The 23,767-nt window shown below is 71.9% G+C and carries 25 protein-coding genes; 5 read left to right on the forward strand and 20 right to left on the reverse strand.

Annotated elements, in window-relative coordinates; translation table 11 throughout:
- Positions 1 to 195 precede the first annotated feature (195 nt).
- Complete coding sequence (locus ACZ3OF_RS13610) at positions 196 to 831, reverse strand: DUF1345 domain-containing protein (RefSeq protein ID WP_361673265.1); 636 nt, start codon at positions 829 to 831, stop codon at positions 196 to 198.
- Positions 832 to 977: 146 nt separating this feature from the next.
- Between ACZ3OF_RS13610 and ACZ3OF_RS13615 the strand changes: the two genes are divergently transcribed.
- A complete protein-coding gene (locus ACZ3OF_RS13615) occupies positions 978 to 1,454 on the forward strand; it encodes a GreA/GreB family elongation factor (RefSeq protein WP_467304592.1) in 477 nt (158 codons plus the stop codon).
- Positions 1,455 to 1,513: 59 nt separating this feature from the next.
- Here ACZ3OF_RS13615 and ACZ3OF_RS13620 read toward each other — a convergent pair whose 3' ends face one another.
- The 7 genes from ACZ3OF_RS13620 to ACZ3OF_RS13650 form a co-directional block, all read right to left on the reverse strand.
- A complete protein-coding gene (locus tag ACZ3OF_RS13620) occupies positions 1,514 to 2,329 on the reverse strand; it encodes a family 1 encapsulin nanocompartment shell protein (protein ID WP_467304594.1) in 816 nt (271 codons plus the stop codon).
- 5 nt (positions 2,330 to 2,334) lie between these two features.
- Entirely contained in the window at positions 2,335 to 3,318 is a 984-nt protein-coding gene (locus tag ACZ3OF_RS13625; RefSeq protein ID WP_361673257.1) for a Dyp-type peroxidase, read from the reverse strand.
- 29 nt (positions 3,319 to 3,347) lie between these two features.
- Positions 3,348 to 5,618 carry an FdhF/YdeP family oxidoreductase gene (locus ACZ3OF_RS13630; protein WP_467304597.1) on the reverse strand — a complete coding sequence of 757 codons (2,271 nt, stop codon included), beginning with the start codon at positions 5,616 to 5,618 and terminating at the stop codon, positions 3,348 to 3,350.
- 220 nt (positions 5,619 to 5,838) lie between these two features.
- On the reverse strand, positions 5,839 to 6,624 hold the full coding sequence (locus ACZ3OF_RS13635) for a metallophosphoesterase family protein (protein ID WP_361673254.1): 786 nt from the start codon (positions 6,622 to 6,624) through the stop codon (positions 5,839 to 5,841).
- Positions 6,621 to 6,875 (reverse strand): hypothetical protein, encoded by a 255-nt coding sequence (locus ACZ3OF_RS13640; protein ID WP_361673251.1) that lies wholly within the window; start codon positions 6,873 to 6,875, stop codon positions 6,621 to 6,623. The genes ACZ3OF_RS13635 and ACZ3OF_RS13640 overlap by 4 nt, the downstream gene beginning before the upstream one ends.
- The gene (locus ACZ3OF_RS13645) at positions 6,872 to 7,486 is read right to left on the reverse strand and encodes a nucleotidyltransferase family protein (protein ID WP_467304600.1); all 615 of its coding nucleotides are present in this window, start codon (positions 7,484 to 7,486) and stop codon (positions 6,872 to 6,874) included. Before ACZ3OF_RS13645 ends, ACZ3OF_RS13640 begins: the two co-directional genes overlap by 4 nt.
- Positions 7,487 to 7,650: 164 nt before the next feature.
- On the reverse strand, positions 7,651 to 8,103 hold the full coding sequence (locus ACZ3OF_RS13650; protein ID WP_361673246.1) for an SRPBCC family protein: 453 nt from the start codon (positions 8,101 to 8,103) through the stop codon (positions 7,651 to 7,653).
- A gap of 240 nt (positions 8,104 to 8,343) precedes the next feature.
- Here ACZ3OF_RS13650 and ACZ3OF_RS13655 point away from each other — a divergent pair, with 240 nt between their 5' ends.
- Positions 8,344 to 9,438: a baeRF3 domain-containing protein gene (locus tag ACZ3OF_RS13655; protein WP_361673243.1), complete on the forward strand. Its 1,095-nt coding sequence runs from the start codon at positions 8,344 to 8,346 to the stop codon at positions 9,436 to 9,438.
- 64 nt (positions 9,439 to 9,502) lie between these two features.
- Positions 9,503 to 10,069 (forward strand): SRPBCC family protein, encoded by a 567-nt coding sequence (locus tag ACZ3OF_RS13660; protein WP_467304604.1) that lies wholly within the window; start codon positions 9,503 to 9,505, stop codon positions 10,067 to 10,069.
- Between the two features lie 178 nt (positions 10,070 to 10,247).
- Here the strand turns inward: ACZ3OF_RS13660 and ACZ3OF_RS13665 are convergent, their stop codons facing one another.
- A complete protein-coding gene (locus tag ACZ3OF_RS13665) occupies positions 10,248 to 10,736 on the reverse strand; it encodes a DUF1269 domain-containing protein (RefSeq protein ID WP_361673237.1) in 489 nt (162 codons plus the stop codon).
- Positions 10,737 to 10,851: 115 nt separating this feature from the next.
- Here ACZ3OF_RS13665 and glsA point away from each other — a divergent pair, with 115 nt between their 5' ends.
- Positions 10,852 to 11,967 (forward strand): glutaminase A, encoded by a 1,116-nt coding sequence (glsA, locus tag ACZ3OF_RS13670; RefSeq protein WP_361673235.1) that lies wholly within the window; start codon positions 10,852 to 10,854, stop codon positions 11,965 to 11,967.
- Positions 11,968 to 11,979: 12 nt separating this feature from the next.
- On the opposite strand, the gene ACZ3OF_RS13675 is transcribed toward glsA, so the two are convergent.
- The 11 genes from ACZ3OF_RS13675 to ACZ3OF_RS13725 all read right to left on the reverse strand — a co-directional run bounded on the left by ACZ3OF_RS13675 (position 11,980) and on the right by ACZ3OF_RS13725 (position 22,111).
- Positions 11,980 to 12,996 carry a Rieske 2Fe-2S domain-containing protein gene (locus ACZ3OF_RS13675; RefSeq protein ID WP_467304605.1) on the reverse strand — a complete coding sequence of 339 codons (1,017 nt, stop codon included), beginning with the start codon at positions 12,994 to 12,996 and terminating at the stop codon, positions 11,980 to 11,982.
- A 2-nt stretch (positions 12,997 to 12,998) separates the two neighbouring features.
- Positions 12,999 to 13,223 (reverse strand): recombinase-like helix-turn-helix domain-containing protein, encoded by a 225-nt coding sequence (locus ACZ3OF_RS13680; protein ID WP_361673230.1) that lies wholly within the window; start codon positions 13,221 to 13,223, stop codon positions 12,999 to 13,001.
- 31 nt (positions 13,224 to 13,254) lie between these two features.
- Positions 13,255 to 14,193, reverse strand: coding sequence for a PDR/VanB family oxidoreductase (locus ACZ3OF_RS13685; RefSeq protein WP_361673228.1), 939 nt, complete (start codon positions 14,191 to 14,193; stop codon positions 13,255 to 13,257).
- A 36-nt stretch (positions 14,194 to 14,229) separates the two neighbouring features.
- The gene (locus tag ACZ3OF_RS13690) at positions 14,230 to 15,855 is read right to left on the reverse strand and encodes a thiamine pyrophosphate-binding protein (protein ID WP_361673225.1); all 1,626 of its coding nucleotides are present in this window, start codon (positions 15,853 to 15,855) and stop codon (positions 14,230 to 14,232) included.
- Between the two features lie 9 nt (positions 15,856 to 15,864).
- Positions 15,865 to 16,653 (reverse strand): SDR family oxidoreductase, encoded by a 789-nt coding sequence (locus tag ACZ3OF_RS13695; protein WP_361673222.1) that lies wholly within the window; start codon positions 16,651 to 16,653, stop codon positions 15,865 to 15,867.
- 19 nt (positions 16,654 to 16,672) lie between these two features.
- A complete protein-coding gene (locus tag ACZ3OF_RS13700; RefSeq protein WP_361673220.1) occupies positions 16,673 to 17,413 on the reverse strand; it encodes an SDR family oxidoreductase in 741 nt (246 codons plus the stop codon).
- Positions 17,406 to 17,927 (reverse strand): cupin domain-containing protein, encoded by a 522-nt coding sequence (locus ACZ3OF_RS13705; RefSeq protein WP_467304608.1) that lies wholly within the window; start codon positions 17,925 to 17,927, stop codon positions 17,406 to 17,408. Before ACZ3OF_RS13705 ends, ACZ3OF_RS13700 begins: the two co-directional genes overlap by 8 nt.
- Positions 17,918 to 18,769, reverse strand: coding sequence for an alpha/beta fold hydrolase (locus ACZ3OF_RS13710; RefSeq protein WP_467304610.1), 852 nt, complete (start codon positions 18,767 to 18,769; stop codon positions 17,918 to 17,920). The genes ACZ3OF_RS13705 and ACZ3OF_RS13710 overlap by 10 nt, the downstream gene beginning before the upstream one ends.
- Complete coding sequence (locus tag ACZ3OF_RS13715) at positions 18,766 to 19,569, reverse strand: aspartate dehydrogenase domain-containing protein (RefSeq protein ID WP_361673216.1); 804 nt, start codon at positions 19,567 to 19,569, stop codon at positions 18,766 to 18,768. The genes ACZ3OF_RS13710 and ACZ3OF_RS13715 overlap by 4 nt, the downstream gene beginning before the upstream one ends.
- On the reverse strand, positions 19,566 to 20,510 hold the full coding sequence (locus tag ACZ3OF_RS13720; protein WP_467304613.1) for a VOC family protein: 945 nt from the start codon (positions 20,508 to 20,510) through the stop codon (positions 19,566 to 19,568). The genes ACZ3OF_RS13715 and ACZ3OF_RS13720 overlap by 4 nt, the downstream gene beginning before the upstream one ends.
- A gap of 116 nt (positions 20,511 to 20,626) precedes the next feature.
- Positions 20,627 to 22,111, reverse strand: coding sequence for an aldehyde dehydrogenase family protein (locus ACZ3OF_RS13725; RefSeq protein WP_467304615.1), 1,485 nt, complete (start codon positions 22,109 to 22,111; stop codon positions 20,627 to 20,629).
- A 238-nt stretch (positions 22,112 to 22,349) separates the two neighbouring features.
- On the opposite strand from ACZ3OF_RS13725, the gene ACZ3OF_RS13730 reads away from it, so the two are divergent.
- Positions 22,350 to 23,717 carry an MFS transporter gene (locus ACZ3OF_RS13730; RefSeq protein ID WP_467304617.1) on the forward strand — a complete coding sequence of 456 codons (1,368 nt, stop codon included), beginning with the start codon at positions 22,350 to 22,352 and terminating at the stop codon, positions 23,715 to 23,717.
- Positions 23,718 to 23,767 lie beyond the last annotated feature (50 nt).

The raw sequence follows: 23,767 nt of genomic DNA on the forward strand, positions 1-23,767 counted from the left end.
CCCGCCCGGCTCGAAGGTCCGGCGAAGGGGCGCTCGCCTGCGCGAAGCAGGTCCGTCCGAGCCGTGCCCGTGCCCTCACGGCCCCGAGTCGCCCCCGCCCTGCCCATGGGGCAGGAATTCCGCCCCGAACCCCCGGGACGGTGAAATTCACCGTCCGTTCGGCCTACCGGCCCGGGAACTCCGCCCGGTGAATCGTCAGGCGGTGACGAGGCCGACGACGAGGTTGATGGCGGTGGCCAGAATGCTCGTACCGAAGACGTACGACAGCAGCGAATGCCGCAGCACCACCGCACGGATCCGCGAACTCGAGACATCGGTGTCGGAGACCTGATAGGTCATTCCCAGGTTGTAGCTGAAGTAGAGGAAATCCCGGTACGCGGGCGGCTGGTCGGAGTTGAAGTCGATCCCGCCGCCGGTGGTCCCGCAGTAGAGGTACGCATAGCGCGTCGCGTACATCAGATGCAGTGCCGCCCAGGCCATGAAGACCCCGCTGAGCCCGGTCGCGGCGGCCGCGTGGCCGGGGTCGGACCCGCCGCGCAGCAGGATGACGACGATGCTGCCCAGTCCGCACAGGGCGACCACGACGGTGATGATCTCGTCGATCACGGGCCGGAAGTCCTCGCGCCGGGCGGCTCGCCGTGTGGTGTCCGCGTCCATCGGCCACAGGACGATCCAGCCGGCCACGACGAAGAACGTCTCCGTCAGCGCGATACCGGCGAGAATTCCCAGGGGGGCGTCGGTCAGTCCGCCGATGGCAGTGCCGATCGCCGCTCCCGCGATGACCGATCCGGCGAGCCGGGGAACCGCGGACTGCGGCAACCGCTGTGTCATGGCCCGTTACCGTAGCGGCGCGTCGACCGTCGCCCCGGCATTTCGACCGCCGCGAGGGCGCGGTGATTTGCCGGGCCTCCCGGCGAATGCGGTAATTGAACTGCCGCTGAGGCAGCCTCATTCGCACGCGTGTCACGGGAGCAGGAATGACCGGTGGACCCGAGCCCATCAGCGCCGACGCCCTGAACGCGCTGCGGAAGGACCTCTCCGAGCTGCGCGCCGAACGGGCCACCGTGGCCGCGACCCTGCGGGGCGAGGATCCCGTGGGCGACCGGGCGGACGAGGCCGACGAGCTCCAGCGCGCCTCGGATCTCGCGCGGCTCGACCGGCGTATCGACGAGGTCGAGGGCCGGATCCGTGAGGCGTCCGTCGCCGGTCCGCCGTCCGCGGACGTGGTCGGGGTGGGCAGCACCGTCACCGTACGGTTCGCGGACGGGTCGCAGGCGACCCTTCAGGTCGGCGAGGTCGCCGAGGAGCTGGACCGGACCCTGGTCACGGCCGGTAGTCCGCTCGGCCGTGCGCTGCTCGGTCGCCGCGCCGGTGACACGGTGACGTACGAGACTCCCGACGGGCGCACGAACGCGGTCGTCCTGTCCCTCGGCGACAGGCAGGGCGCCGAGTAGGGCGGTCGGCGCGCCGCGCAGGTCTCGGGCCCTTCGGCCCTCACGCCCTCGTGCCGCGCTCAGGCCCGCAGGACGACGACCGCCTCGTCGGTGTACGTCAGGAAGGTCAGCGTCTCCTGGAAGTACAGCTCGATGCCCTTCGCGTCGTGCGCCGTGTAGCCGATCGCCAGGTCCTGGCCGAGGAGGAGCTCGAAGTCGCCGCCCCGTGTGGACAGGACGAAGGCGCCGCTCAGCGCGGGCGCCCAGATCGGGTCGCCGCCGAGGATCCGGCCGAGGTGCGCCGCGATCGGGTAGCCGTGGTCGGAGGTCTCGCTGACCGCCGTATAGGCGTCGGCGCCCAGCAGGAGCGCGTACGGCCCGTCGACGCCGGCCAGTCTCAGCGACGTCAGCGCCCTGCTGATCGCGTCCGGGTAGTCGCGGGGCTCGGCGGGCAGGCTCAGCTCGGGGTTGGACGAGCGTGACCGCAGCCCTTCGATGCCCGCAGCCGGGTAACCGTCGAAGACGGCCCGGTCCTCCGCGAAGGCCATGGCGCGCGCCGCGTCCTTCACGGGCTGCCAGTCGGAGTCGTGCGAGCCGCGCTCGACGTCGTCCACGGCGGCCCGGCTCACGGTGAACGGGACGCGGAGTTCGACCAGCCGCCGTGCCTCGCGCAGCCGCGCCGTGACACCCGGGGCGGGCGGGTCGATCTCGGACAGGTGCCCGGTGCCGGCGGCGGCGAGCCCGGCGCCCGCCGGGTCGGGGACGTCGACGACGCGACGGCCGGCGAGATGGCGCCGGAAGGTACGGCGGGCCTCTTCCTCGATCTCGGCCCAGGCCCCGGGGGTGATCGGGGCGAGTTCGCGGTGGAGGTTGTCGGTCGCGGCGGGGTTCGTCATGACGCTCAGGCTCCTTTGAGGCTGCCGATGCGCAGGGAGTCGCCGCGGTGGACGGTCCCGGAGGGCGGGGCGGGCAGGTCGCCGAGGAGGTCGGCGCTGGGAACGAAGAAGAGGCCGCCGGTGACGGCCGTGGAGAAGTCGAGGATGCGGTCGGTGAGGCCCGGCGGATCACCGAGGAACATGTTGCGCAGCATCTGCTCCGTGACCGCGGGCGTCCGCGCATAGCCGATGAAGTACGTGCCGAACTCACCGCGGCCGATGTCGCCGAACGGCATGTTCTCGCGGACGATCTTCTGCTCGGTGCCGTCGTCGTCGACGATCGTGTTGAGCGCGACGTGCGAGTCGGCGGGCTTGACGTCGTCGGCGAGTTCGACGTTGGCCGCCTTCGTACGGCCGATGACGTGCTCCTGCTCCTCGGTGGTGAGCGCCTGCCAGGCCTCCATGTCGTGGACGTACTTCTGGACGATGACGTAACTGCCGCCCTGGAACGGCGGCTCGTCGTCGGTGACGAACACGGCGTCGGCCGCCTGGCCGCCCTCGGGGTTCTCGCTGCCGTCGACGAAGCCGAGGAGGTCGCGCTCGTCGAAGTAGCTGAAGCCGTGCACCTCGTCGACGACCGTCACGGCGGGTCCCAGGGCCTCGACGATCAGCCGGGCCAGCTCGAAGCAGAGGTCCATACGGCGGGCGCGTACGTGGAAGAGCAGATCGCCCGGCGTGGAGGGCGCCCGGTGCCGGGGGCCCGTCAGCGGGACGAACGGATGGAGCTCACGCGGGCGCGGCCCGCCGACGAGGCGGTCCCAGGCGTGCGAGCCGATTCCCGCGACGCAGGTGAGGGTGGAGTCGGGCGAGCGGAAGGCCACGGAGCGCGTCGATCCGGCCAGATCGGCGAGCGCCTCCCGTACGGCGGCCTCACCGCCGGGGTTGAGCGTGGCCACGAGGAACACGGCGGCCTTGGGGGGCGGTACGACGACGGGCTGTGGGGTGACCATGGGACTCCCGGCGGACGATGCGGTTCCCGTCAGGCGGCGGGGGTGATGGTGACCTTGAGGTGTTTCATGATCGGCTGGTCGCTCTGCGTGCTGTGATCGCCCAGCGCGCAGAGGACGTTCATCTCGGGCATGTACCCGGCGGCGCATCCCCGCGGGATGTCGTACGGAATCGCCTGGTAGCGATGGAGACGGCGCTGGGTGCCGTCGCCCGCGGTGCTGGTGATGTCGACGGGGTCGAACTTCGCGATCCCGCGTTCGCGCATGTCGTCCTCGTTCATGAAGACCAGCGTGCGCAGGTTCTTGACGCCGCGGTAGCGGTCGTTGTCGGAGTAGATCGTGGTGTTCCACTGGTCGTGGGAGCGCATCGTCCCGAGCGCCAGCATGCCCGGGGCGGGGACCACGTCGGGCAGTTCGGCGGTGGAGAACTGGGCGCGCCCGGACGGCGTGAGGAAGACGAGCTCCCGCGCGGGCTGCTTGATGCGGAAGCCGAGCGGCAGCCGCACACGGCGGTTGAAGTCCTCGAAGCCGTCGAGGACTTGAGCCATAGTGTCGCGGATGCGGTCGTAGTCCTCGATGTACCACTCCCAGGGCGTCTCGCTGTCGGGCAGGGCCGCCCGGGCCATGCCGGCGACGATCGCCGCCTCGGAGAGCAGGTGCGGCGAGGCGGGGCGCTTCATGCCGACGGACAGGTGCACCATGCTCATCGAGTCCTCGACGGAGGTGCTCTGGACGCCCTTGCGCTGGTGGTCCTTCTCGGTGCGGCCGAGGCAGGGCAGGATGAGCGCCCGGCGACCGTGGACGATGTGGCTGCGGTTGAGTTTGGTGCTCACCTGGACGGTGAGTTCGCAGGCGCGCAGGGCCGCGTACGTGTGCGGGGTGTCGGGTGCGGCGAGGGCGAAGTTGCCGCCCATGCCGACGAAGACCTTCACCTCACCACGCTGCATCGCCTCGATCGTCCGTACCGTGTCCAGGCCGTGCTCACGCGGCGGTTCGATCTTGCAGACGTCCGCGAGCCGGTCGAGGAACTCCGTGCCGGGGCGGTGGTCGATGCCGCACGTGCGGTTGCCCTGGACGTTGCTGTGGCCGCGCACCGGGGACGGCCCGGCCCCCTCCCGCCCCAGATTGCCGCGCAGCAGCAGGAGGTTGACGATCTCGCGTACGGTGTCGACGCCGTGCTCGTGCTGGGTGACGCCGAGACACCAGCTGACGATGGAGCGGTCGGCCTCGCGGTACACACGGGCCGCTTCGAGGATGTCGGCGCGGCCCACGCCGGACTGCCTCTCGATCTCCTCCCAGGGCGTGGCCTCGCACACGGCCCGGTACGCCTCGAAGCCCGCGGTGTGGCGGTCGATGAACTCCCGGTCCAGCGCCTTGGGATCGGAGGACGACTGCTCCAGGATCGCCTTGGCCATCCCTCGTACGAGCGCCATGTCGCCACCGATGCGCGGCTGGAGATTGAGCGTGCTCGTCCGGGTCGCGTGGAAGGTGGCCATGTCCTTGAAGTCGTGCGGGATGATCGTGCGCGTGGCGCCCGCCTCGACCAGGGGATTGATGTGCACGATCTTCGCGCCGCGGTGGTACGCCTCGGAGAGGGCCGTGAGCATCCGGGGCGCGTTGGAGGCCACGTTGACGCCCATGATGAACAGGGCGTCGGTGGTCTCCCAGTCCTTGAGGTCGACGGTCCCCTTTCCGGTGCCCAGGGCCGCCTGGAGGGCGCGCCCGCTGGCCTCGTGGCACATGTTGGAGCAGTCGGGCAGGTTGTTCGTGCCGAGCTCCCGGGCCATGAGCTGGTAGAGGAAGGTGGCCTCGTTGCCGAGCCGGCCTGAGGTGTAGTACGCCGCCTGGTGCGGGGAGTCCAGCTCGCGGAGGGTACGCCCGACGAGTTCGAAGGCGTCCTTCCAGCTGATGGGCTCATAGAGGTCCGTGTCGGGGTCGTAGACCATCGGCTCGGTCAGCCGCCCCTGGTTCTCCAGGTCGTAGTCGCTCCAGCCGGCCAGTTCGGTCACCGAGTGGGCGGCGAAGAACGCCCGGTCGACCCGCTTGCGCGTCATCTCCCACGTGACGTGCTTGATCCCGTTCTCGCAGATGTCGAGGTGGAGACCCTTGGTGTCGTCGGGCCACGCGCAGCCGGGACAGTCGAACCCGGTGTTCTCGTGGTTCATCTTCATGATCGCCCGCGGGCCGTCCCGCACGGCGCCCTCACGCATCATGAACCGGGTCACGCTCTTCGCCGCGCCCCACCCGGCGGCCGGGTGGCGATAAGGGTGGAACTCGGGCTCCGCGGCGGGCTCGGGGCCCACCCGCGATTCCGCTTGTTCCTGTGCCTGTTCTTCGGGAGAGGCGCTCAAGGTCCTGACCTTCCGCCGTGCGGGCGTGGGCCCCCGGGGGCCGGCAACGTCCCTGCCAGCCTAGGCATACAGGGCAGATCATGGCATTTCGACCGGGTGGGAGGGGGCAGCGGGTGTGGGAGGCCGAGGGGCGTGCGGGGCCGGTACGCCGGTCACGCGACCGGCGTACCGGTCACGCAGCCTTCGCGGTGGGGGTGAGCGGCAGGTGGTAGAGCGCGTAGGCCTTGCCGATCACGGGCTGGGCGACGTTACGGACCCTGATGCCGCCCGCCGTCATGCCGTGTTCGGTCCCGAGGTGCGCATGGCCGTGGACCGCGAGGTCGGCACCGGCCTCGTCCATCGCCTCCGCGAGGAGGTAGCTGCCGAGGAAGGGATAGATCTCGCGAGGCTCCCCCGCCAGGGTGTCCGGCACGGGCGCGAAGTGCGTCAGCGCGATCCGGAGCGCGCAGCCGTCGTCGGCCAGCTCGGTGAGCGCGCGCCGCAGGCTGTCCGCGCTGCGCCGGGTGACGCGTACGAAGTCCTTCATCTCCTGCTCCCCGAACTCACCGGCGCTGCGGCCGGCGAACCCGCCGCAGAATCCCTTCGTCCCGGCGACGCCGGTCCGCTCCCCGTGCAGCGACAGGACGGTGGTCGTGCCTTCCAGGACGGCGACGCCGGCGTCCGCGAGGACGCGGGACACCTCCGCCTCCTCCCCTGAGTGGTGGTCGTGGTTGCCGAGCACCGCGACCACGGGGACACCCACGTCGGCGACCTCGCCGGCCACCACCTCGGCCTCGGCGACGGTTCCGTGGCGGGTCAGGTCGCCCGCCAGGAGCAGGAGGTCCGCGCGGTCCGGGAGCGTCGCGAAGGAGGGGCGGAGCAGTCCGCGGGAGTCGTGACCGAGGTGGATGTCACCCACCGCGGCCACGCGTACGACGGGGCCGGCCCCGGGGTCCGCGCGGTCGACGGGGGCGCTCACGGCAGGTCCTCGTGGCCCTCGGGAGGATCGGAGCTCGCGACGCCCAGGTCGACGAGGACGGGCAGGTCGCCCAGCTCGGCCACGGCGATCCGCAGGATCTCTTCCCGGTGGTCCGCGGTCGGCAGGGTGCCGAACAGCAGTACGGACTCGCCGCGCATCTCGATCCGTACGCCGAGTTCGGCCATGCCCCCGCTCGCCAGCCGCTCCCGCAGGCGGGCGATGCGGTACTCGCCGGCGTCGCGTCCGTTCATGGCGCCTCACCCTCCTTCGAGATCACGCCGAGCCGTTCCAGCAGGTACAGGAAGGCGTCCGGCATGGGCTCCGCGCCGTGCTCCGCGCGCAGCCGCGCCCAGTCCACGCGCTCCCGCAGCCCGCGGGCGACGGGCAGCAGGGCGCCGAAGTCGCAGTGGTGCTCCGACAGCGCCGCCAGGCGGCTGCTGAGGAGATCGGTGGGGGCGAGGACGGGCATGTGCACGGAGTCCACAGGCAGCGACTCGGCGCGTTCGAGGAGCTCGGTGGTGACCGGCCGGTTGGCGAGCGCGAAGATGAGGTCGATCTCCTCGCCCTTGGTACGGGCCTTCACCAGCCAGTCCTCGGGCGGCTCGACGATCTCGACCTCGTGGTCCGCCAGCGCCTTCACGACATCCTCGGCGTCCTCGCGGCGTACGGCGAAGTCGGTGTCGTGCTGGAGCGCGAGGGGAACGCCGTGCGCGTAGACCGCGACGCTGCCGACCAGCGCGAAGGGGCGACCGGACGCCTTCAGGAGGGAGCCCACGAGTTTCGTGGCCTCCAGGATCGCCTGTGTGTGGTCGGCGGGCAGAGCGTCATCCCGCGAGCGGGCCGTGGCTGGGGTTGCGTCCATCGCCTCTCTCCGTCCCGCGCCTGTGGCGGGTTGGCCTTCGAGTGGTCCGGCGCCGCGAGGCGCGGATGCCCGCGATACGCCGACGTGGTCGCGCACCACCGGCTGCGAGCGTCAGGGCCGTCGTGTCCTGCGTGTGGAACCGCGAGTACCCCCGATCGCCGTCGTCACGCCCGGACACTCGCCGTGTGTTCGCGGACCGCGATCTGGGCCAGTTTCGTCAGCATCATGCCGTTGCGGACCGCGACGACGTAGTCCACCGGGAGTCCGTGCATCCGGGTGCCCGGGCCGCGGAGGGGGTGCCAGTCGAGGGTGAAGAGGGTGTTCTCGCCCCAGGGCGTCAGGTGCATGGCGATGCGGGCCGCGCCGAAGGGATCGGCCTTCGCCTCCAGTTCGAGGCGTCGTTCCGGTTCGCAGATGCGGACCACACAGGTGTCGTCGAGGGTCAGCGGCCCGGCGCCGACGCGGACCTTCAGGCGGGCGCCCACGTCCGGCCAGTGGGGGTCCGCGGCGAGGACCTCCTGGGTGCCCGTCACCCACTCCCCGTAGCGGCGGCCGTCGGACAGGAGGCGCCAGACCTCGGACGGTGAGCTCAGGATCAGACGGCGGTTCCGGGCCACGCTGGTCACGCTCCTTCACGGTCTCGACCTCCCAGCCTGGCGTCTCACACACGCCGGCGCAGTTCGGCAGGCCCGAACGGAGCCTCCCGCCGCACCCCGGTGGGGCAGCTCGCGATCGCACGACGCGCCGACACGTATGTCCGGGCATATCGTGCTTTCGGATGGGCCGGACTCCCAGGAGAGCTCGCGCGTCGCGGCCCCGCCCCCGCCCGTGCGATCGCACCCGAAAGGCCTGCTCCCATGCATCCTGCGCTCAGCACCGAACTGCTCGCGAAGCTGCGTCAGCCGCGCCCGTATCCGGCCGTGTCGCTGGTCATGCCGACCCACCGCCGGGAGCCCGACAACGCCCAGGACCCCGTCCGGCTCCGCAATCTCGTGGCCCGGGCCGGAACGATGATCGAGAACGACCCGGCGGTGACCCGTGAGCGGCGGCTGGACGTGCTGAGCCAGCTGGAGCAGGCCCTCGCCGAGATCGACCTCGCCCGCGCCGAGGACGGTCTCGTGATCTACGCGGCCCCCGGGGAGCACCTGGTGTGGACGGTGGCCCGGACGGTTCCCGAGCGCGTCGTCGTCGCCGACACCTTCCTCACCCGCAATCTCGTCGCCGCCCAGGCCGCCGAGCAGCCCTTCTGGGCGCTGACCGTGGCCGCCGACCGGGTCGCCCTCTGGAACGGCGACGCGGAGCGCGTGCGTGAGCACACCTCGGACGGCTTCCCGCGGACGCGGAGCCTGGAGGACCCCGACGCCGAGCGCAAGGAGCGCATCGGGGACCTGCCGAGCACGTTCCAGGACGAGCGGACCCGCCAATTCCTGCGCGAGGCGCACGAGGCGATGCGCGTCGTGCTCAGCTCCTCCCCGCGCCCCCTGTACGTGCTCGGTGAGGCGGCGGCGATCGCCCTTCTGGAGGACCTCGGGCAGCTCGGCAAGGACACGACGACCGTCCGGAGCAGCGGCCTGGCCTCCGGCCCGGCGGCGGACGTGTGGAAGGCGCTGGAGCCGCTTCGTACGGCGAGAGAGGCGGCCGACACGGCCGCCGTGGTCTCCGAGCTGGACGCGGCGCAGGGCCGCCGCGAGTTCGCCGGGGGCCTCGACGAGGTCTGGGTGGCCGCGAAGGAGGGCCGGGTCCGTCTGCTGGCCGTGGAGGAGCACTTCCGGACGGTCGTCCGCGACTACGGCGACCACCTCGAACCGGCCGACCCCTCCGACCTCGACTCGCGGGACGACATCGTGGACGAGATCGTCGAGCAGGCGCTCGCGACCGGAGCGGCGGTGCGCTTCGTCCCGGACGGGACGCTGTCCGGCTCGGGCCGGATCGCCGCCGCCCTCCGCTACTGAGCCACAGGTGCCCGGCACTCCGAGGTGCGCTCCCTCCGCTGCCGACGGAACAGGCGAACGCCTCATGGGCCGATGTGACGGCCGGGTTCGACGTCGAGGCCGCGATGCCCCATGGTCGCCGCTGTCCTGGAAGGAAGAGATGAAATACACCGTCTCCATCGAGATCGCCCTGCCGCGGGAGAAGGTGATCCAGCTGCTCGCCGACCCGGCACACCTGCCGAAATGGCTGCGGGGCCTGGTGCGGCACGAGCCGCTGAGCGGGGAGCACGGGCAGCTCGGCACCACGTCGCGCGTCGTGATGCAGATGGGTCAGCGGGAGATCGAGTGCACCGAGACCATCACACGCCGGGAACCGGCGGACTTGCGCGAGATCCCGAGAACGAGCGTCGTTCACTTCGACCGCGAGATCGTGGGCGAGGGCATGTGGAGCGCCGTGCGCGACCGGCTGACGGAAGCCGGCCCGGAAACGACGCTCTGGGAGAGCGAGAACGAATACCGGTTCAGCGGCTTTCTGATGAAGACGGTGGGACTTCTGATGCCCGGCGCCTTCCGCAAGCAGTCGCAACAGCACATGCGGGACTTCAAGGCGTTCGCCGAGCAGGGAGAGGACGTCCGCGAAGCGACGGACTGATCTGACGAAACTGGTCAGGCGTCTGACGGCGTGGCGTGTCGATCCTCCCTTCGTTCGGCGGTGAAGATGCAGCGGATTGTGGCAGCGGGGCGGAGCGGACGGCAGGGCTCCGGCCCGGGGGCCGCGCACCGGGCAGGTGTCGCGACGGGGCCGCCGGGCCGCCCCGTCGCGAAAGGGCCTACGCGCCGGCCAGCTGCTCCACGAAGGCCTGCTCGTCCTTCTCCGAGAGCGACGTCTTGAGAACGGTCCCGCCGAAGGACTGCATGGCGGCGGCGAACTTGTCCTCGGTGATCTTCGAGGCCAGGATCACCACCGCCGCCGAGCCGGGCTGGAGCAGCGAGTCGACCTTGCTGCGGAAGTCCTTGTCGACACCCATCTGGTTCAGCTTGCCGATGAGTCCCCCGAGCGCGGCGCCGACGACGCCGATGCCGGGGGTGAGGATGAGGATCCCGAACACCATGCCCCACAGCGCCCCCGCGGTGGCGGAGACGGCCACCTTCTCGGTCTTGGCGGGCGTGTCGACGTGGGTCTCACCGTCCTGGTCGACCGAGACGACGGCGAGCCCGTTGAGTTCGACGACGTGGTTGTTCTTGAGCTCCTGCACGGCCTTGAAGGCCTTCTTCGCGACGGCAGGGTCGTCGTAGCCGATAACGATGAGCTCGGACATGATCATCTCCTTTGTCGCCAAACCAGTCACTTCGCACCATATGCTCACATTCGGACGAGGGCATCAGGCGCGCGGACGCGCGGAGCCCCTGTGGAGCGCGGGGAGAGTGACGTGCATGCGCAACGGCGACCCAGGAACCCCCGGCGACCCTCCCCGCCCTCCCGGAGAGCCGGTGCCGCCCGAGTTGGAGCGGAGCGACACGGAGTTCGGTGACGAGATCGGCCGGGCGGCGGTCTCGACCGGGTTCCTGCCGGAGGCGCACGTGGTGGACGCGCTGCTGCGGGAGACGCACGCCCGCTACCTTCCGTCGACGGAGGGACGGGTGGCCGACTACATTCCGGCGCTCTCGGAGGCGGACCCCTCGTGGTTCGCGCTGAGTGTCGCCGACACGAGCGGCCGGGTGCACACGGCCGGCTGCGCCGACCGGTTCTTCTCCATCCAGTCGGTCTCGAAGGTCTTCGTCTTCGCGCTCGTCTGCGAGGAGCTCGGCCACCTCGGTGTGTGGGAGGCCGTGGGGGCGAACAACACGGGGCTGCCCTTCGACTCCGTCATGGCACTGGAGCTGAACGCCGGATCCCCCATGAACCCGATGGTCAACGCGGGCGCCCTGGTGACCACCAGCCTGGTGCCCGGTGCCGACCCGCCGGCCAAGTGGACGTTCCTCCAGGACGGCCTGTCCGCGTTCGCGGGGCGGCGGCTCGAACTCGACGTCACGGTGTACGAGTCGGAGGCGGCGGTCAACCAGCGCAACCGCGGCATCGCCCGTCTGCTGGAGAGCTACGGCCGGCTGGCCTTCGACCCGCTGGAGACCACCGACCTCTACACCCGCCAGTGCTCCCTGAAGGTGACCGCACGGGACCTGGCCGTCATGGGCGCCACCCTCGCCGGCGGCGGGATGAACCCGCTGACGGGCGTCCAGGTCGTGACGCCCGGCACCTGCCGCCGGGCACTGGCGGCAATGGCGGCCTCCGGGCTGTACGAACGGTCGGGCGACTGGCTGTACGACATCGGCATGCCCGGCAAGAGCGGCGTGTCGGGCGGCATCGTCGCCGTGGCGCCGGGGAAGTGCGCCCTGGCCTCCTTCTCCCCTCCGCTCGACTCGGCGGGCAACAGCGTGCGCGGTCAGCGCGCGGCACGCCATCTGTCCCGGGTGCTCGGCCTCAACCTCTTCGCCTCGACTCCCGTGGAGCGTTTCGCGGCGCCACGGGACGCCCAGCCGGAGACCCGCTAGCCCGATGCGTCGTCAGACCTCCGCCGAGGACTGGGACTCGGCCCCCGCGCGGTACAGCCGGCGCAGGCGCACCACACCGAGGTCGTGCTGGTACAGGTTCTCCCGCTGGTCGGCGTCGGCGGGCATGCCTTCGAGCATCACGCGGTCCTGTTCCAGGACCTCCCAGTGCCGCTTCTCGATCAGCGTCCGGTAGAGGAAGCGCCAGGAGTCGCGCTGCCAGTCCTGGACCGTCCGGTAGCGCCAGAAGAAGACGCCGGTGCGTTCGGCGTCCACCGGGCAGACCATGCCGACGATGCCGAACGGGCCGCCGGGGCCCGCCGAGGGTGGGTACGGGATGGACAGGTCCACCCAGTCCACACCGGTGCGGCACAGCTCCACCCAGTCGAAGTTGACGCCCCGCTGGTCCGTCTTCTCGAAGAAGTAGCCGCGGTCGGTCTCCCGGATGCGGAACTTGGCCGTGGTGTCACCGTCGAACATGGTGTGGGACTCGTGGTGCAGAAAGGCGCCGTGCATCGGGTCGAGCAGGTTCTCCACCGCGTACCGCCACGGCACGTCCCACTCCGCGTAGCAGAGGAAGGCGTCCGTCTGCGGGTCGACGAGCGGGTCGGGGAGCTCCAGCGGCACCGGCTCGGGATGCTCCTCGTCGCCGAAGTAGGCGAGCACCGCGCCCACCACCTCGCGCACCGGGAGCGAGGTGACCAGCTTCCTGCCCTCCAGGTTGCAGCCCGGCAGACCGGGCACGGACGAGACGGTGCCGTCCGTCTCCACCTCGACGCCGTGGTACCAGCAGGCCACCCGGTCGCCGAGGTGTTTGCCGAGGGAGAGCGGCGCGCCGCGGTGCGGGCAGCGGTCCGCGAGCATGGCGAGGGTGCCGTCGGAGCGGCGGAACAGGAGCCACTGCTCGCCGAGGGCGGTGACCTTGCGCATCGCGCCGGGGGCGACGAAGTCCGAGGGGACGACGGGGTGCCACTGGTTGCGCAGGCCGTGGGCGTAGATGTGGTCCGCGGAAGCGGTCGTGGACAGCGTCATGGTCAGGCTCCCAGTCGGTGCATCTCGGCGCGGAAGGAGGACTCGGTCCACGGCTGCCCGTCCGGGGCGTGGACCTTGCGGGTGTTGAGCCCGCGGACGACGTCGGGCAGTTCGTGGCCTTCGTTCGTGAAGACCTCCTCGAGCGTGGCGGCCAGCTTGTACTCGTACGGGCTCGGCTCACGCGTACGGCTCTGGTGGATCTCCAGGTACGGCCAGGAGTCGGTCATGGTGTCTCCAGGGGGTTCGGGCGGAGGAAGGTCAGAGGTCGAGGACGAGCCGGCCGGAGGCGCACCGCGAGACGCAGATCATCATCGCGGCGTTCGCGGCGTGTTCGGCCTCGCTCAGGAGGAAGTCGCGGTGGTCGGGGACGCCCTCGATCACCCGGGTCTCGCAGGAGCCGCAGATGCCGTCCCGGCACGAGCTCTGTACGGCGAGACCCGCGGCCTCGGCGGCGTCGAGGATCGAGGTACCGGGCCCGACGTCGAGCGTCAGTCCGGAGGCGCGGCACTCGACCTCGAAGCCCTCGTCCTCTCCCCCGCGCTCGACCACCGGGGCGGAGAACCGTTCCAGCCGCAGCCGTTCGGGCGGACACCGCTCCTCGACGGCGGCCAGGAGCGGCCCGGGGCCGCAGGCGTAGACGAGCGTGTCCTCGTCCAGACCGGCGAGCGCCGCGTCGAGGTCGATGTGCCCGGCCTCGTCCTGGGGTACGAGGGTGAGGGCGCCGCCGTCCAGCGCCGCGAGCTCGGCGGTGAAGGCCATGGAGGCACGGGTGCGACCACCGTGGACGAGCCGCCACCGGGCGCCGCGGCGCTCCGCCTCCCTCGCCATGGCGAGCAGCGGGGTGATGCCGATGCCGCCGGCGACGAAGAGGTAGCGCCCGGCGTCCTCCAGGGCGAAGTGGTTGCGCGGTTCGGAGACGGTGATCTGCTGGCCGGGGCGGAGCGCTGTGTGCACATGGCGTGAACCGCCGCGGGACGCGGGCTCGTCGAGGACGCCGATCCGGTAGACGCCGGCCGACCGCGGGTCGCCGCACAGGCTGTACTGCCGTACGAATCCTCCGACGTGCACGTCGACATGGGCGCCCGGCGTCCACGCGGGCAGCGGCTTTCCGTCCGGGTGGACGAGCTCGACGGAGAGGACGCCGTCCGCCTCCCACGTCATACGGTGGACGACCAGCCGCAGCGAATTCTCGCTCATGATCTGCTGCCTCCTGACTGTCTTGGGGGAAGGGGCCTACTGGCCCGGGATCCGTACGGGCGGGGTGAACGGGTTCTTCATGGGACCGAGCGCCGTGAGGTCGACCTCGACGAGCACCGGTCCGTCGCCGGCCACGGCCCGCGCGATCACCGGCTCCGCCTCTTCCTCGGCCGCGATGCGCAGGTACGGCAGATGGCAGGCGCGGGCCAGCGCGGCGAAGTCGGGGGTGACCAGGTCGACGCCGGAGCGGCGCTCGGCGTACCGGTCCTGCATGTTGCGCAGGACGCCGTAGCCGCCGTCGTTGAAGACGAGGAGCGTGAGGCGCGGCCGCTCCTGGGCGAGCGTGAGGAGTTCGCCGAGGTGGACGGCGAGTCCGCCGTCGCCGGCGATCACGACGGTGGGTGCGTCGGGACGGGCGAGTGCCGCGCCGATGCCCATCCCGAGGCCCTGTCCGATCCCGCCGCCGCGCGGGAAGACGTTGTCCCGGGGGTCGTAGATCTCCAGGAGGCGGTTGCCCCAGCTGCTCGACGGGATCGTGACGTCGCGGGCGACGACCGCCTCGCGGGGCAGGGCGGCCCGCAGGGCGTCGCAGATCGCGGCCTGGGGGCCGATGGCGTCGTGCAGGGCGGCCCGCACGTCGGCGCGTACGGTGGCGGCGCGTGCGCTCCAGCCGTCCTCGGCCGGCCGGGCGTGCGGGAGCAGCCCGTCGAGGACGGCGCCCGCGTCGCCGTGCAGGGGGTGGGTGACGGGGTGGACCCGGCCGAGAGCGGCCGCGTCGGCGTCGATCTGGATGTGTGCCGTGGGCAGTTCGAGCGTGTAGTCGGCGGTCTCGTTGGACCGGAAGTGCGTGCCGACGGTGAGGAGGACGTCCGCGTCCGCGAGCAGGGCCCGGACGACCGGCGTGGTGGCGAAGTTGCCGATGACCCGCTCGTCGTCCTCGGGGACCGTGCCGCGCCCGGAGTTGGAGGTGACGAGGGCCGCGCCGGTCGCGTCGAGGAGGCGGGTCAGCTCACGGCGGGCGCGGACCGCGCCGCCACCGGCCCAGATCACCGGGCGGCGTGCGGAGGCCAGCAGGGCGCCGGCCGAGTCCAGTTCACCGTCCGTGGGGGTCGGGAGGACGGGCGCGGGGAAGGTGCACGGGGCATCGGTCTGGGCCGCGTACTGGAGGTCGATCGGCCACTCGACGCTCGCCGGCCCGCCCGGCGTGGACAGCGCCGCGCGCGCCGCCTCGCGCAGGATCCGTCCCGCCTGTTCCGTGTCGGGGACGCTTGCCGCGTACGACGAAACGGCGGTCAGCATGCCCAGCTGGTCCTTGGTCTCGTGGATGAACCCCCGTCCGCTGCCGAGGAATTCGCTCTCCACCTGGCCCGTGACGTGCAGGACCGAGCTGCCCGCGCTGAGCGACTCGACGAGCGAGCCCGCGGCGTTGCCCGCACCGGTGCCGGTGGAGGTGAGCGCGCAGCCGATCGAGCCGCGCGCCCGCCCGTAGGCGTCCGCCGCGTTCACGGCTGACGCCTCGTGGCGTACGGGCACGAACCGCAGGTCGCGGTCGACGGCCTCGACCAGCGGCAGGTTGTGCACGCTGACGATGCCGAAGACGGTGTCGATGCCGAGTTCGCGCAGGACGGCGACGAGGAGATCGCCTCCGTTGTCGTGACGCATGGTGTCTCCTCAGAGGATGGAGCGGCCGACGCCGCCGCAGACGTCGATGCTGGTGCCGGTGATGTACGAGGCGCGGGGCGAGAGCAGCGCGACGATCGCGTACGCGACCTCCTCGGCCCGGCCGAGCCGGCCGAGCGCGATCCCGCGGTCCGCGGCGAGCTCCGCCTGCCACCCCTCGTAACTGAGGCCGGAGCCCGCGGCGGCGTACCGGCGGGTCCACTGGCCGGTGTCGACGAGGCCCAGGCAGACCGAGTTGACCCTGATGCCGTCGGCCGCGAGTTCGACCGACAGGGACTTGGAGAGGTTCAGGATTCCGGCGCGGGCGGCGCTGGTGGTGATCAGCCGGGTCTCGGGCTGCTTGGCGAGAACGGCGTTGACGTTGACGACGCTCGCCGCGTCGGAGGCGGCGAGATGGGGGCGGGCGGCGTGCAGCGGGTTGAGGACCCCGGCGAACTTGAGTTCCAGTTCGTCGCGCCAGTCCTCGGCCGTCGCCTCGTCGAGCCCCTTCATCCGGGACTGCCCGGCGTTGTTGACGAGCCCGTCGACGCCGCCGAACTCCTCGGCGGTGCCCCGGACGAACGCGTCCACTGCGTCGGCGTCCCGTACGTCGCAGACCCCGGTCAGCAGCCGGTCGTGTCCGGCGCCGAGAGTGTCGGCCACGTTCTTCAGCCGTTCGGCGTCGCGGCCGCAGGTGGCGACACGGGCGCCTTCGTCGAGCAGGGCGCGGACCGTGGCCAGGCCGACACCCGAGCTGCCGCCGGTGACCACGATGGTGCGGTCGGCGAGGCCCAGATCCATAACGCGTGACTCCTACAGCTCAGTTCATGGTGAAGCCGCCGTTGACGGCGATCACCTGTCCGGTCAGATAGCGGGACTCCTCGCCGAGCAGGAAGGAGACGATCCCGGTGATGTCCTCCGCCTGCTGCGGGCGGGTGACGGCCCGGTTCGCGCGGTAGAGGTCGTGGCGCTCGGCGGGCACGGTCTCGGTCGCCTCGCCCTCGGTCAGCCCGGGGGCGATCGCGTTCACGGTGATTCCCCTGTCGCCGAGCTCGCGTGCCATCGCCCGGGTGAGGGCGATGACCGCCCCCTTGGACGCGATGTAGTGGGCCAGGCGGGGAGAGCCGTAAAGAGCGGCGTCCGAGGCGATGTTGACGATCCGTCCGGGAGTGGCGAAGAGCGGGTGGAGCGCCCTCGACACCAGCCAGGGGCCGCGGGCGTTGACCGTCATCAGCCGGTCCCACACCTCGACGTCGATGTCCTGGAACTCGCTTCCGCCCACCCCGTTGGCGAGCGCCGCGTTGTTGACCAGGCCGTACAGCGGGCCGAGGGCGCGCACGGCGGTCGCCAGCGCGTCCACCGACGCCGGGTCGGCGACGTCACACCGTACGAAGTGGGCGTCGGCGCCCTCCGCGCGGAGCTCGGCGGCGGCGCGCTCACCCCGGTCCGCGTCCAGCTCGGCGACGACGACCCGGAAGCCGTCGGCGCCGGCCCGGCGGGCCATGGCCAGTCCCAGGCCACGGCCCGCCCCGGTGACGACGACGACCCGGAGGTCAGTCACGGGTGACCCCGTGCATCGGGGAGTACTCGGGGTACGACGGCACCCGCGGCTTCTGTGTCCCTATGACGACGCAGAACAGGGCGTCGGTGTCGCCCTCGTTCTTCAGCGAGCGGGTCACACCGGCCGGTACGACGATCATGTCGCGGTAGCCGAGGGTGCGGTACTCGGCCTCGTCCGGGCCGCGGTGGATGCCGACCTTGACCTCGCCCTCCAGGACGAAGAAGGCCTCCTCGACGTCGTGGTGGGTGTGGGCGGGGCCCTCCGCGCCGGGCGGCAGCAGCATGTTGGAGAAGGTGAAGCCGCCGGACGGGATGATGCGGCTGTCGCCCTCGTGGTTGCCGGTGGCGCCCGAGCCGACGTAGCGGATCTGACCGCGGCGGTACTGCGGACCGGCCTTCTCCTGGAAGGAGAGGGTGTCGAAGTCCGCCACACGGGACGCCTTGGTGGCGATGAGGGAGTCGGTGTACGCGGCGAGGTCGTCGCCGTTGTCGTACGCGGTGGTGGTCAGAGGCATGGTGACAACTCCTGTTCGGGGATACGTGCGGTGATACGGAGGTGGGAGAGGAGCCAGGCGTTGAAGCGGCCCGGCTGCTCCTGGTTGGCCAGGTGACCGGCGTCCTTGACGATCACGAAGGCGGTCCTGCGGAGGGTCCCGGCGATCTCCTGGCTCGCCTCGACGCCGGTGACCGTGTCCTGGTCGCCGCAGAGGACGAGGGAGGGCGCGGCGATCGAGGGCAGTTCGGCGCGGAGATCGGCGGCGGCCATGGATTCGGCGGCGTAGGCGTAGCCCGGCAGCCGTACCGAGGCGGCCATGGTGTCGACGACCCGCCGGACCAGCGCGTCCGGGGCGCCGGGCGACACCAGGCGCGGCCCTCGGGCCTCGGCGAAGGCGCGCGGGCCGAGTTCGGCCAGCTCGCCGGCGCGGGCCCGCATGCCCGCGGCCTTCGTGGCGTCCGTGCCCGAGCCGGGGCTGGAGTCGGCGACGACGAGGGAGTCGACGAGTTCGGGATGGCGGGTGGCGAGCCGCAGGGCGATCACCCCGCCCCAGGAGACGCCGAGGACGTGTGCGCTCGTGGCGCGCTCACGGATGACGGCGGCGGCCGCGTCGGCGAAGTCGTCGAGGGTGAGGGGGGCTTCGGGGTCGGGAGAGGCGGCGTAGCCGGGGGCGTCCCAGGCGACCACCCGTACGTACGGGGAGAGTTCGGCGAGCTGCGGAGCGAAGGCGGCAGAGGACGATCCGATGCCGTGCAGGCACAGCAGCAGCGGACCGCGCTCGCCGGCTTCCTCGACATGGACGTCCGCTCGCACACCGCGCTCCGCGCGGGCGTCGCCCCGGACCTCGGCGCGGGCGGTCACAGGATCTGTCCCGTCCGCCCGGCGAGCGCCGCGAGGCTGCGGAGCACCGCGTACGGCACGACCCCGCTGGTGGCGGGGTTGTCCGCGTCCGGCACATGCGCGACCTCGAAGCGGTAAGCGCCGTGCGGGCCGGACGCCTCGATCACGTGCCGGGTGTGGTGCGCGGCCGGATCGGCGACGACCCGGACCCGCACAGCGTCCAGGTCGCCGACCGCCAGCGCGACCGACGCGGCCACGTTCGTCGACTTGGGGAACTTCACCGGAACCTCGCGAGCGGTCCCGGCCATGACCTCGACCGGTCCGGTCGCCGTCCGCATGAGGGTCAGCAACTCCTCGTCCATCCACGGCTGTTCGAGGGTCGACGGCAGCTTGGTGGTGGTCAGGTGGACCTCGTCCAGCGGGCCGAGCGCGCGGGCCGCCTGGAGCAGGTCGAGTCCGCCGACGGCGCCGCCCGTGAAGTAGACCCGCCCCGGCCCCGCCGCGAGCAGCCGCTCGGCGAGCTCGTCGTCGGTCATGGCCCCGCTGGAGGCGATCAGCAGGTCGGTGCCGGAGGCGAGCACGCGCTCGCCCCACTCCCGTACGACGCCCTGGCCCGCGGCCTCCACGACGAGGTCGCAGAGGCCGAGCGCCTCCTCGAAGGGGACCTGCGGGGCGGGTGCCGTATCGCCGAGCGGTCGGTTGTCGACGACGCACACCAGGGCAGCGCCGTCCACCCGCCCCTCGGCGAGGGCGGTGCCCACGATCCGGCCGATCGCTCCCCAGCCGACCACCCCGACCTTGCGTACGCGTGCGGTGCTCATGCGGTGTCCTTCCGGGCGTCGACGGGCGCGAGCGGGCCGGGGTCCGGCGTGCCCGCCATGTGGCAGCGGATCTCCTTCGAGGGCGGGCCGGCCGTGCCCCAGAGGTCGGAGAGCTCCGGCACCCGCCGCCAGACGCGGGCGATCCAGGTGTCCTCGACGATCTGCGCGACCTCGGAGGTGTACTCGCAGACGAGACCGGACGGATCGGTGAAGTAGGAGAAGGTGTTGTTGCCGGGGCCGTGCCGTCCGGGGCCCCACTGCGGGGTGATGCCGTGGTGGCGCAGCCGCCCGAGGCCCCGCATGAAGTGGTCGACCGAGCTCATCTCGTACGCGACATGGTTCAGCGAGGTCCACTCGGCCTGGTTGAAGGCGATGCAGTGGTGGTCCGCGTCGCAGCGCAGGAACGCCATCTGGTGCTCGGACCAGTCCGAGACGCGCAGGCCGAGGACGTCGCGGTAGAAGGCGACGGCGGCGTCGATGTCGGTGGTGTTCAGCACGGCGTGCGTGACCCCGACGGGCACCGCGCCGTCCCGGCCGCGCGGGGCGACGGCCTCGACCTGGGCGCTGATCTCGACGAGTCGCCGCTCGGGGTCGGTGAACCGCAGGCCGTAGCCGCCGCCCGCCTGGTCGAGGGGGCCGGGGCCGAAGACGGGGGCGATGCCACGTGCTTCGAGGCGACGGGCGGCCTCGTCGACCTCGGCGGGGGTGGCGACGGCGAAGGCGAGCCGGCCGAGTCCCACGCGCTCGCGCTCGGTGAGGTGCAGGACGTGGTGCTCGTCGCCGGTGCCGCGCAGCCAGCGCGCACCGCTGTCGGACTCGACGGTCTCGAGCCCCCACACCTCCTCGTAGAAGTCGGCGGCCTCGGTGAAGGCGGGGGTGTGCAGCTCGACGTAGCGCAGCGAGCGGAGCCGGGCGATCGGGCCGGGCGGTGAGGGGTGCATAGGTCTCTCCAGACGGGCGGGCGTGCCGGGGCGGGCGGGCGGCGCGGGGGCGGACCCGGGGCGGGGGCGGACCCGGGGGCGGGCGGCGCCGGGCGGGCGGCGCGGGGCGTGCCGGGTCAGCCGGCCCAGGGAAGGGGTGCGTCGGAGGTGCCCCAGTACAGGGACTTCTGGCGCTGGTGGGCGCGGATCGCGTCGCGGCCCTTCTCCGTGCCGAGGCCGCTCTCCTTCCAGCCGCTGAACGGCGTGGAGGCGCTGAACTGCTTGTACGTGTTGATCCAGACGGTCCCCGCGTCGATCCGGCGGGCGAGCCGCCACGCGGCGCGCGCGTCCCGGGTCCAGATGCCGCAGGCGAGGCCGTAGACGGAGTCGTTGGCCTGGCGGACCAGGTCGTCCTCGTCCTCGTAGGGAAGGGCCACCAGGACCGGGCCGAAGATCTCCTCCTGGCAGGTGCGGGAGGAGTTCGGCAGGCCGTCGAGAACGGTCGGCAGGTAGTACGCACCGTCCCGGTACCGCTCTCCCTCCGGCGCCGATCCGCCGCACAGGACCCGTCCGCCCTCGGACCGGGCGAGGTCGACGTAGGCGGCGACGGCGTCGCGGTGGCGGTGGTGCACGAGGGGGCCGACCTGGGTGGCGGGGTCGGTTCCGGGGCCGACCCGCAGTTTCCGGACACGTTCGACGAGTTCTCCGACGAAGGAGTCGTAGATCTCCCGGGCGACGAAGAGCCGTGAGCCGGCGATGCAGGACTGGCCACTGGAGGAGAAGATCCCGAACAGCACACCGGCCAGGGCCTGTTCGGCGTCGGCGTCGACCCGGACGATCGTCGGAGACTTTCCGCCCAGCTCCAGCGAGGCGGGAATCAGCTTCTCCGCCGCGACGGCGGCGATCGACCGGCCCGTCGCGGTGCCTCCGGTGAATCCGACGCGCGCCACGAGGGGATGGCGTACGAGGGCGTCGCCGACCACCCGGCCGCTGCCGGGCAGCACGGAGAGCAGCGCCGTGGGCAGGCCGAACTCCTCCAGGGCACGTGTGATCAGCCTGCCGAAGGCGAGGGAGACCAGGGGCGTCCAGGCGGCCGGCTTGAGGAGGACCGCGTTGCCCGCGGCGAGGGCGGGCGCGATCTTCTGGGCGTCGCTGGCGATGGGCGAGTTCCAGGGGTTGATCGCCCCGACGACCCCGATGGGCTCGTGCACGCTCATCGTGACGTACGCGCCACGGGAGGGGGTGAGGGAGTCCTCGGCGGTCTCCAGGGCGGCGGCGATGTAGCGGAACGTGCCCGCCGCGCTGAGGGCGAGGGCGCGGGTCTCGGTGAGGGTCTTGCCGGTGTCGGCGGTCTGCAGCGCCGCCAGCTCGTCGGCCGCCTCCTCGGTGAGCGCGGCGATCCGGTGCAGGAGACGGGCGCGCTCGTGCGGGAGCAGCTCCCGCCACCGTGGGTCGGCCGCGGCCTCGGCGGCGGCCTCCGCGGCCTCGGCGACCTCCTCGGCGGAGGCGGAGTGCACGGTGGCGAGGAGACGCCCGGTGGCCGGGTCGACGGTGTCGAGCGGTTCGCCGGCACCGCGCCGCCACTGGCCCGCGATCAGGATGTCGGTGGGGTGGTGGGGCACGGGGGAACCTCCTGGCGATGCAGTTCTCGAAGTGCTTGAAATCTAAGCGCTTAACTATCTCGGGGCAAGACCTCCGGCTCGAAATCGTTGCCCAACAGGTCTTGAGCGTGGAGTGGGCCCACCGAAAGGATGTATGTCGAGCCGGCGGGTTCCAGATTACTAAGCCCTTAACCATTGACCGCTTAGATAGCTGAACCTACTGTCTCCGCAACTTCTCTGTTCGCGGAAGGACCCCTCCATGACGACTGTGGCCGGCAAGCAGGCCCTCGGCTCGATAGCCGCGCGACTCGAACGACTGCCGCACTCGCGCTGGCACGTCAAGGTGCGCTTCCTGATCGGCGCCGTCACCTTCTTCGAGGCGTTCGACCAGCTGTTGGCCGCCTCCGCACTGCCCGTCCTGATGAAGGAGTGGAACCTGACCACGGGGCAGGCCACCTTCGCCGTGACCGCCGCCTCGATCGGCATGCTTCTCGGCGCCCTCGCCGCCGGGTGGCTGGGCGACCGGATCGGCCGGGTGCGCACGGTCGCCCTCGGTGTCGCCGTCACCGGGCTCGCCAGCCTCGCCGTCGCCTTCTCCGGCTCCATCGAGACCTTCTCGCTCTTCCGGTTCGTCCAGGGCCTCGGCATCGGCGGAGTGGTCCCCGTCGCCGCGACGTACATCAACGAGATCGCCCGTTCCGACAAGCGCGGCCGCTTCGTACTGCTCTACGAGATGATCTTCCCGGCCGGCCTCGCCGCGGCGACGCTGGTCGCCGTCTGGGTCGTCCCCAACCTCGGCTGGCGCGCCATGTTCGTCATCGGAACCCTCCCGGTCCTGATCGCCGCCGCGCTGCCCCGCCACGTCGAGGAGTCCCCGCGCTGGCTCCTGGCCCGCGGCCGCACCCAGGAGGCCGAGGCGGCCATCGCCCGGATCGAGGCGGAAGTCGCCCGCGCCACCGCCGCGCCGCTGCCGGCACCGGCCGCCGGGGTCCCCGAGGACGTCGCACGGGCCGGCCGGCTGCGCGACCTGTTCCGGGGTCGCTACCTGCGCCGTACGGCCGTCCTCTCCGGGCTGTGGTTCGTCGCGTACTACGTCAACCACGGCATCTCCACCTGGCTGCCGTCGCTCTACACCAAGCAGTTCGGCCTGGATCTGACCACGGCCCTCGTCTACACGCTGCTGAGCAATGTGACGGGCCTGCTCGGTACGTTCCTCGTCGCCATGCTGATCGACCGCATCGGCCGCCGGCCGGCGCTGATGGCCGCGCTCGTCGGGGGCGCGCTCTCGCTGGGCGTGCTGGCCCTGGCGGGCGCGACGTCGGGCGGCCAGGTCGCCGTCTTCGCCTCCTGCACGACCTTCTTCCTTTACGCGATCAACGCGGGCCTCTACCTCTACTCCCCCGAGCTGTACCCGACGGCCAACCGGGCCAAGGGCGCGGCGTTCGGCGGTCTGTGGAACCGGCTCGGCGTCATCCTGGGGCCGGTCGTCGTCGGCACGATCATCGGCGCGGGCGGCAGCCTGTCCCTGGTCTTCGCCCAGCTCGCTGCCATGGCCCTGGTCGGTGCCGTGATCGCCTGGTTCGCGGTCGAGACCAAGGGCCGGACGCTGGAGGAGCTCAACCGCTGACACCGCACGCCGTACGGCCCGCCGGCGGGTGGCGAAACGCCACCGCCGGC

It is taken from the genome of Streptomyces sp. NPDC022552, assembly GCF_055561875.1.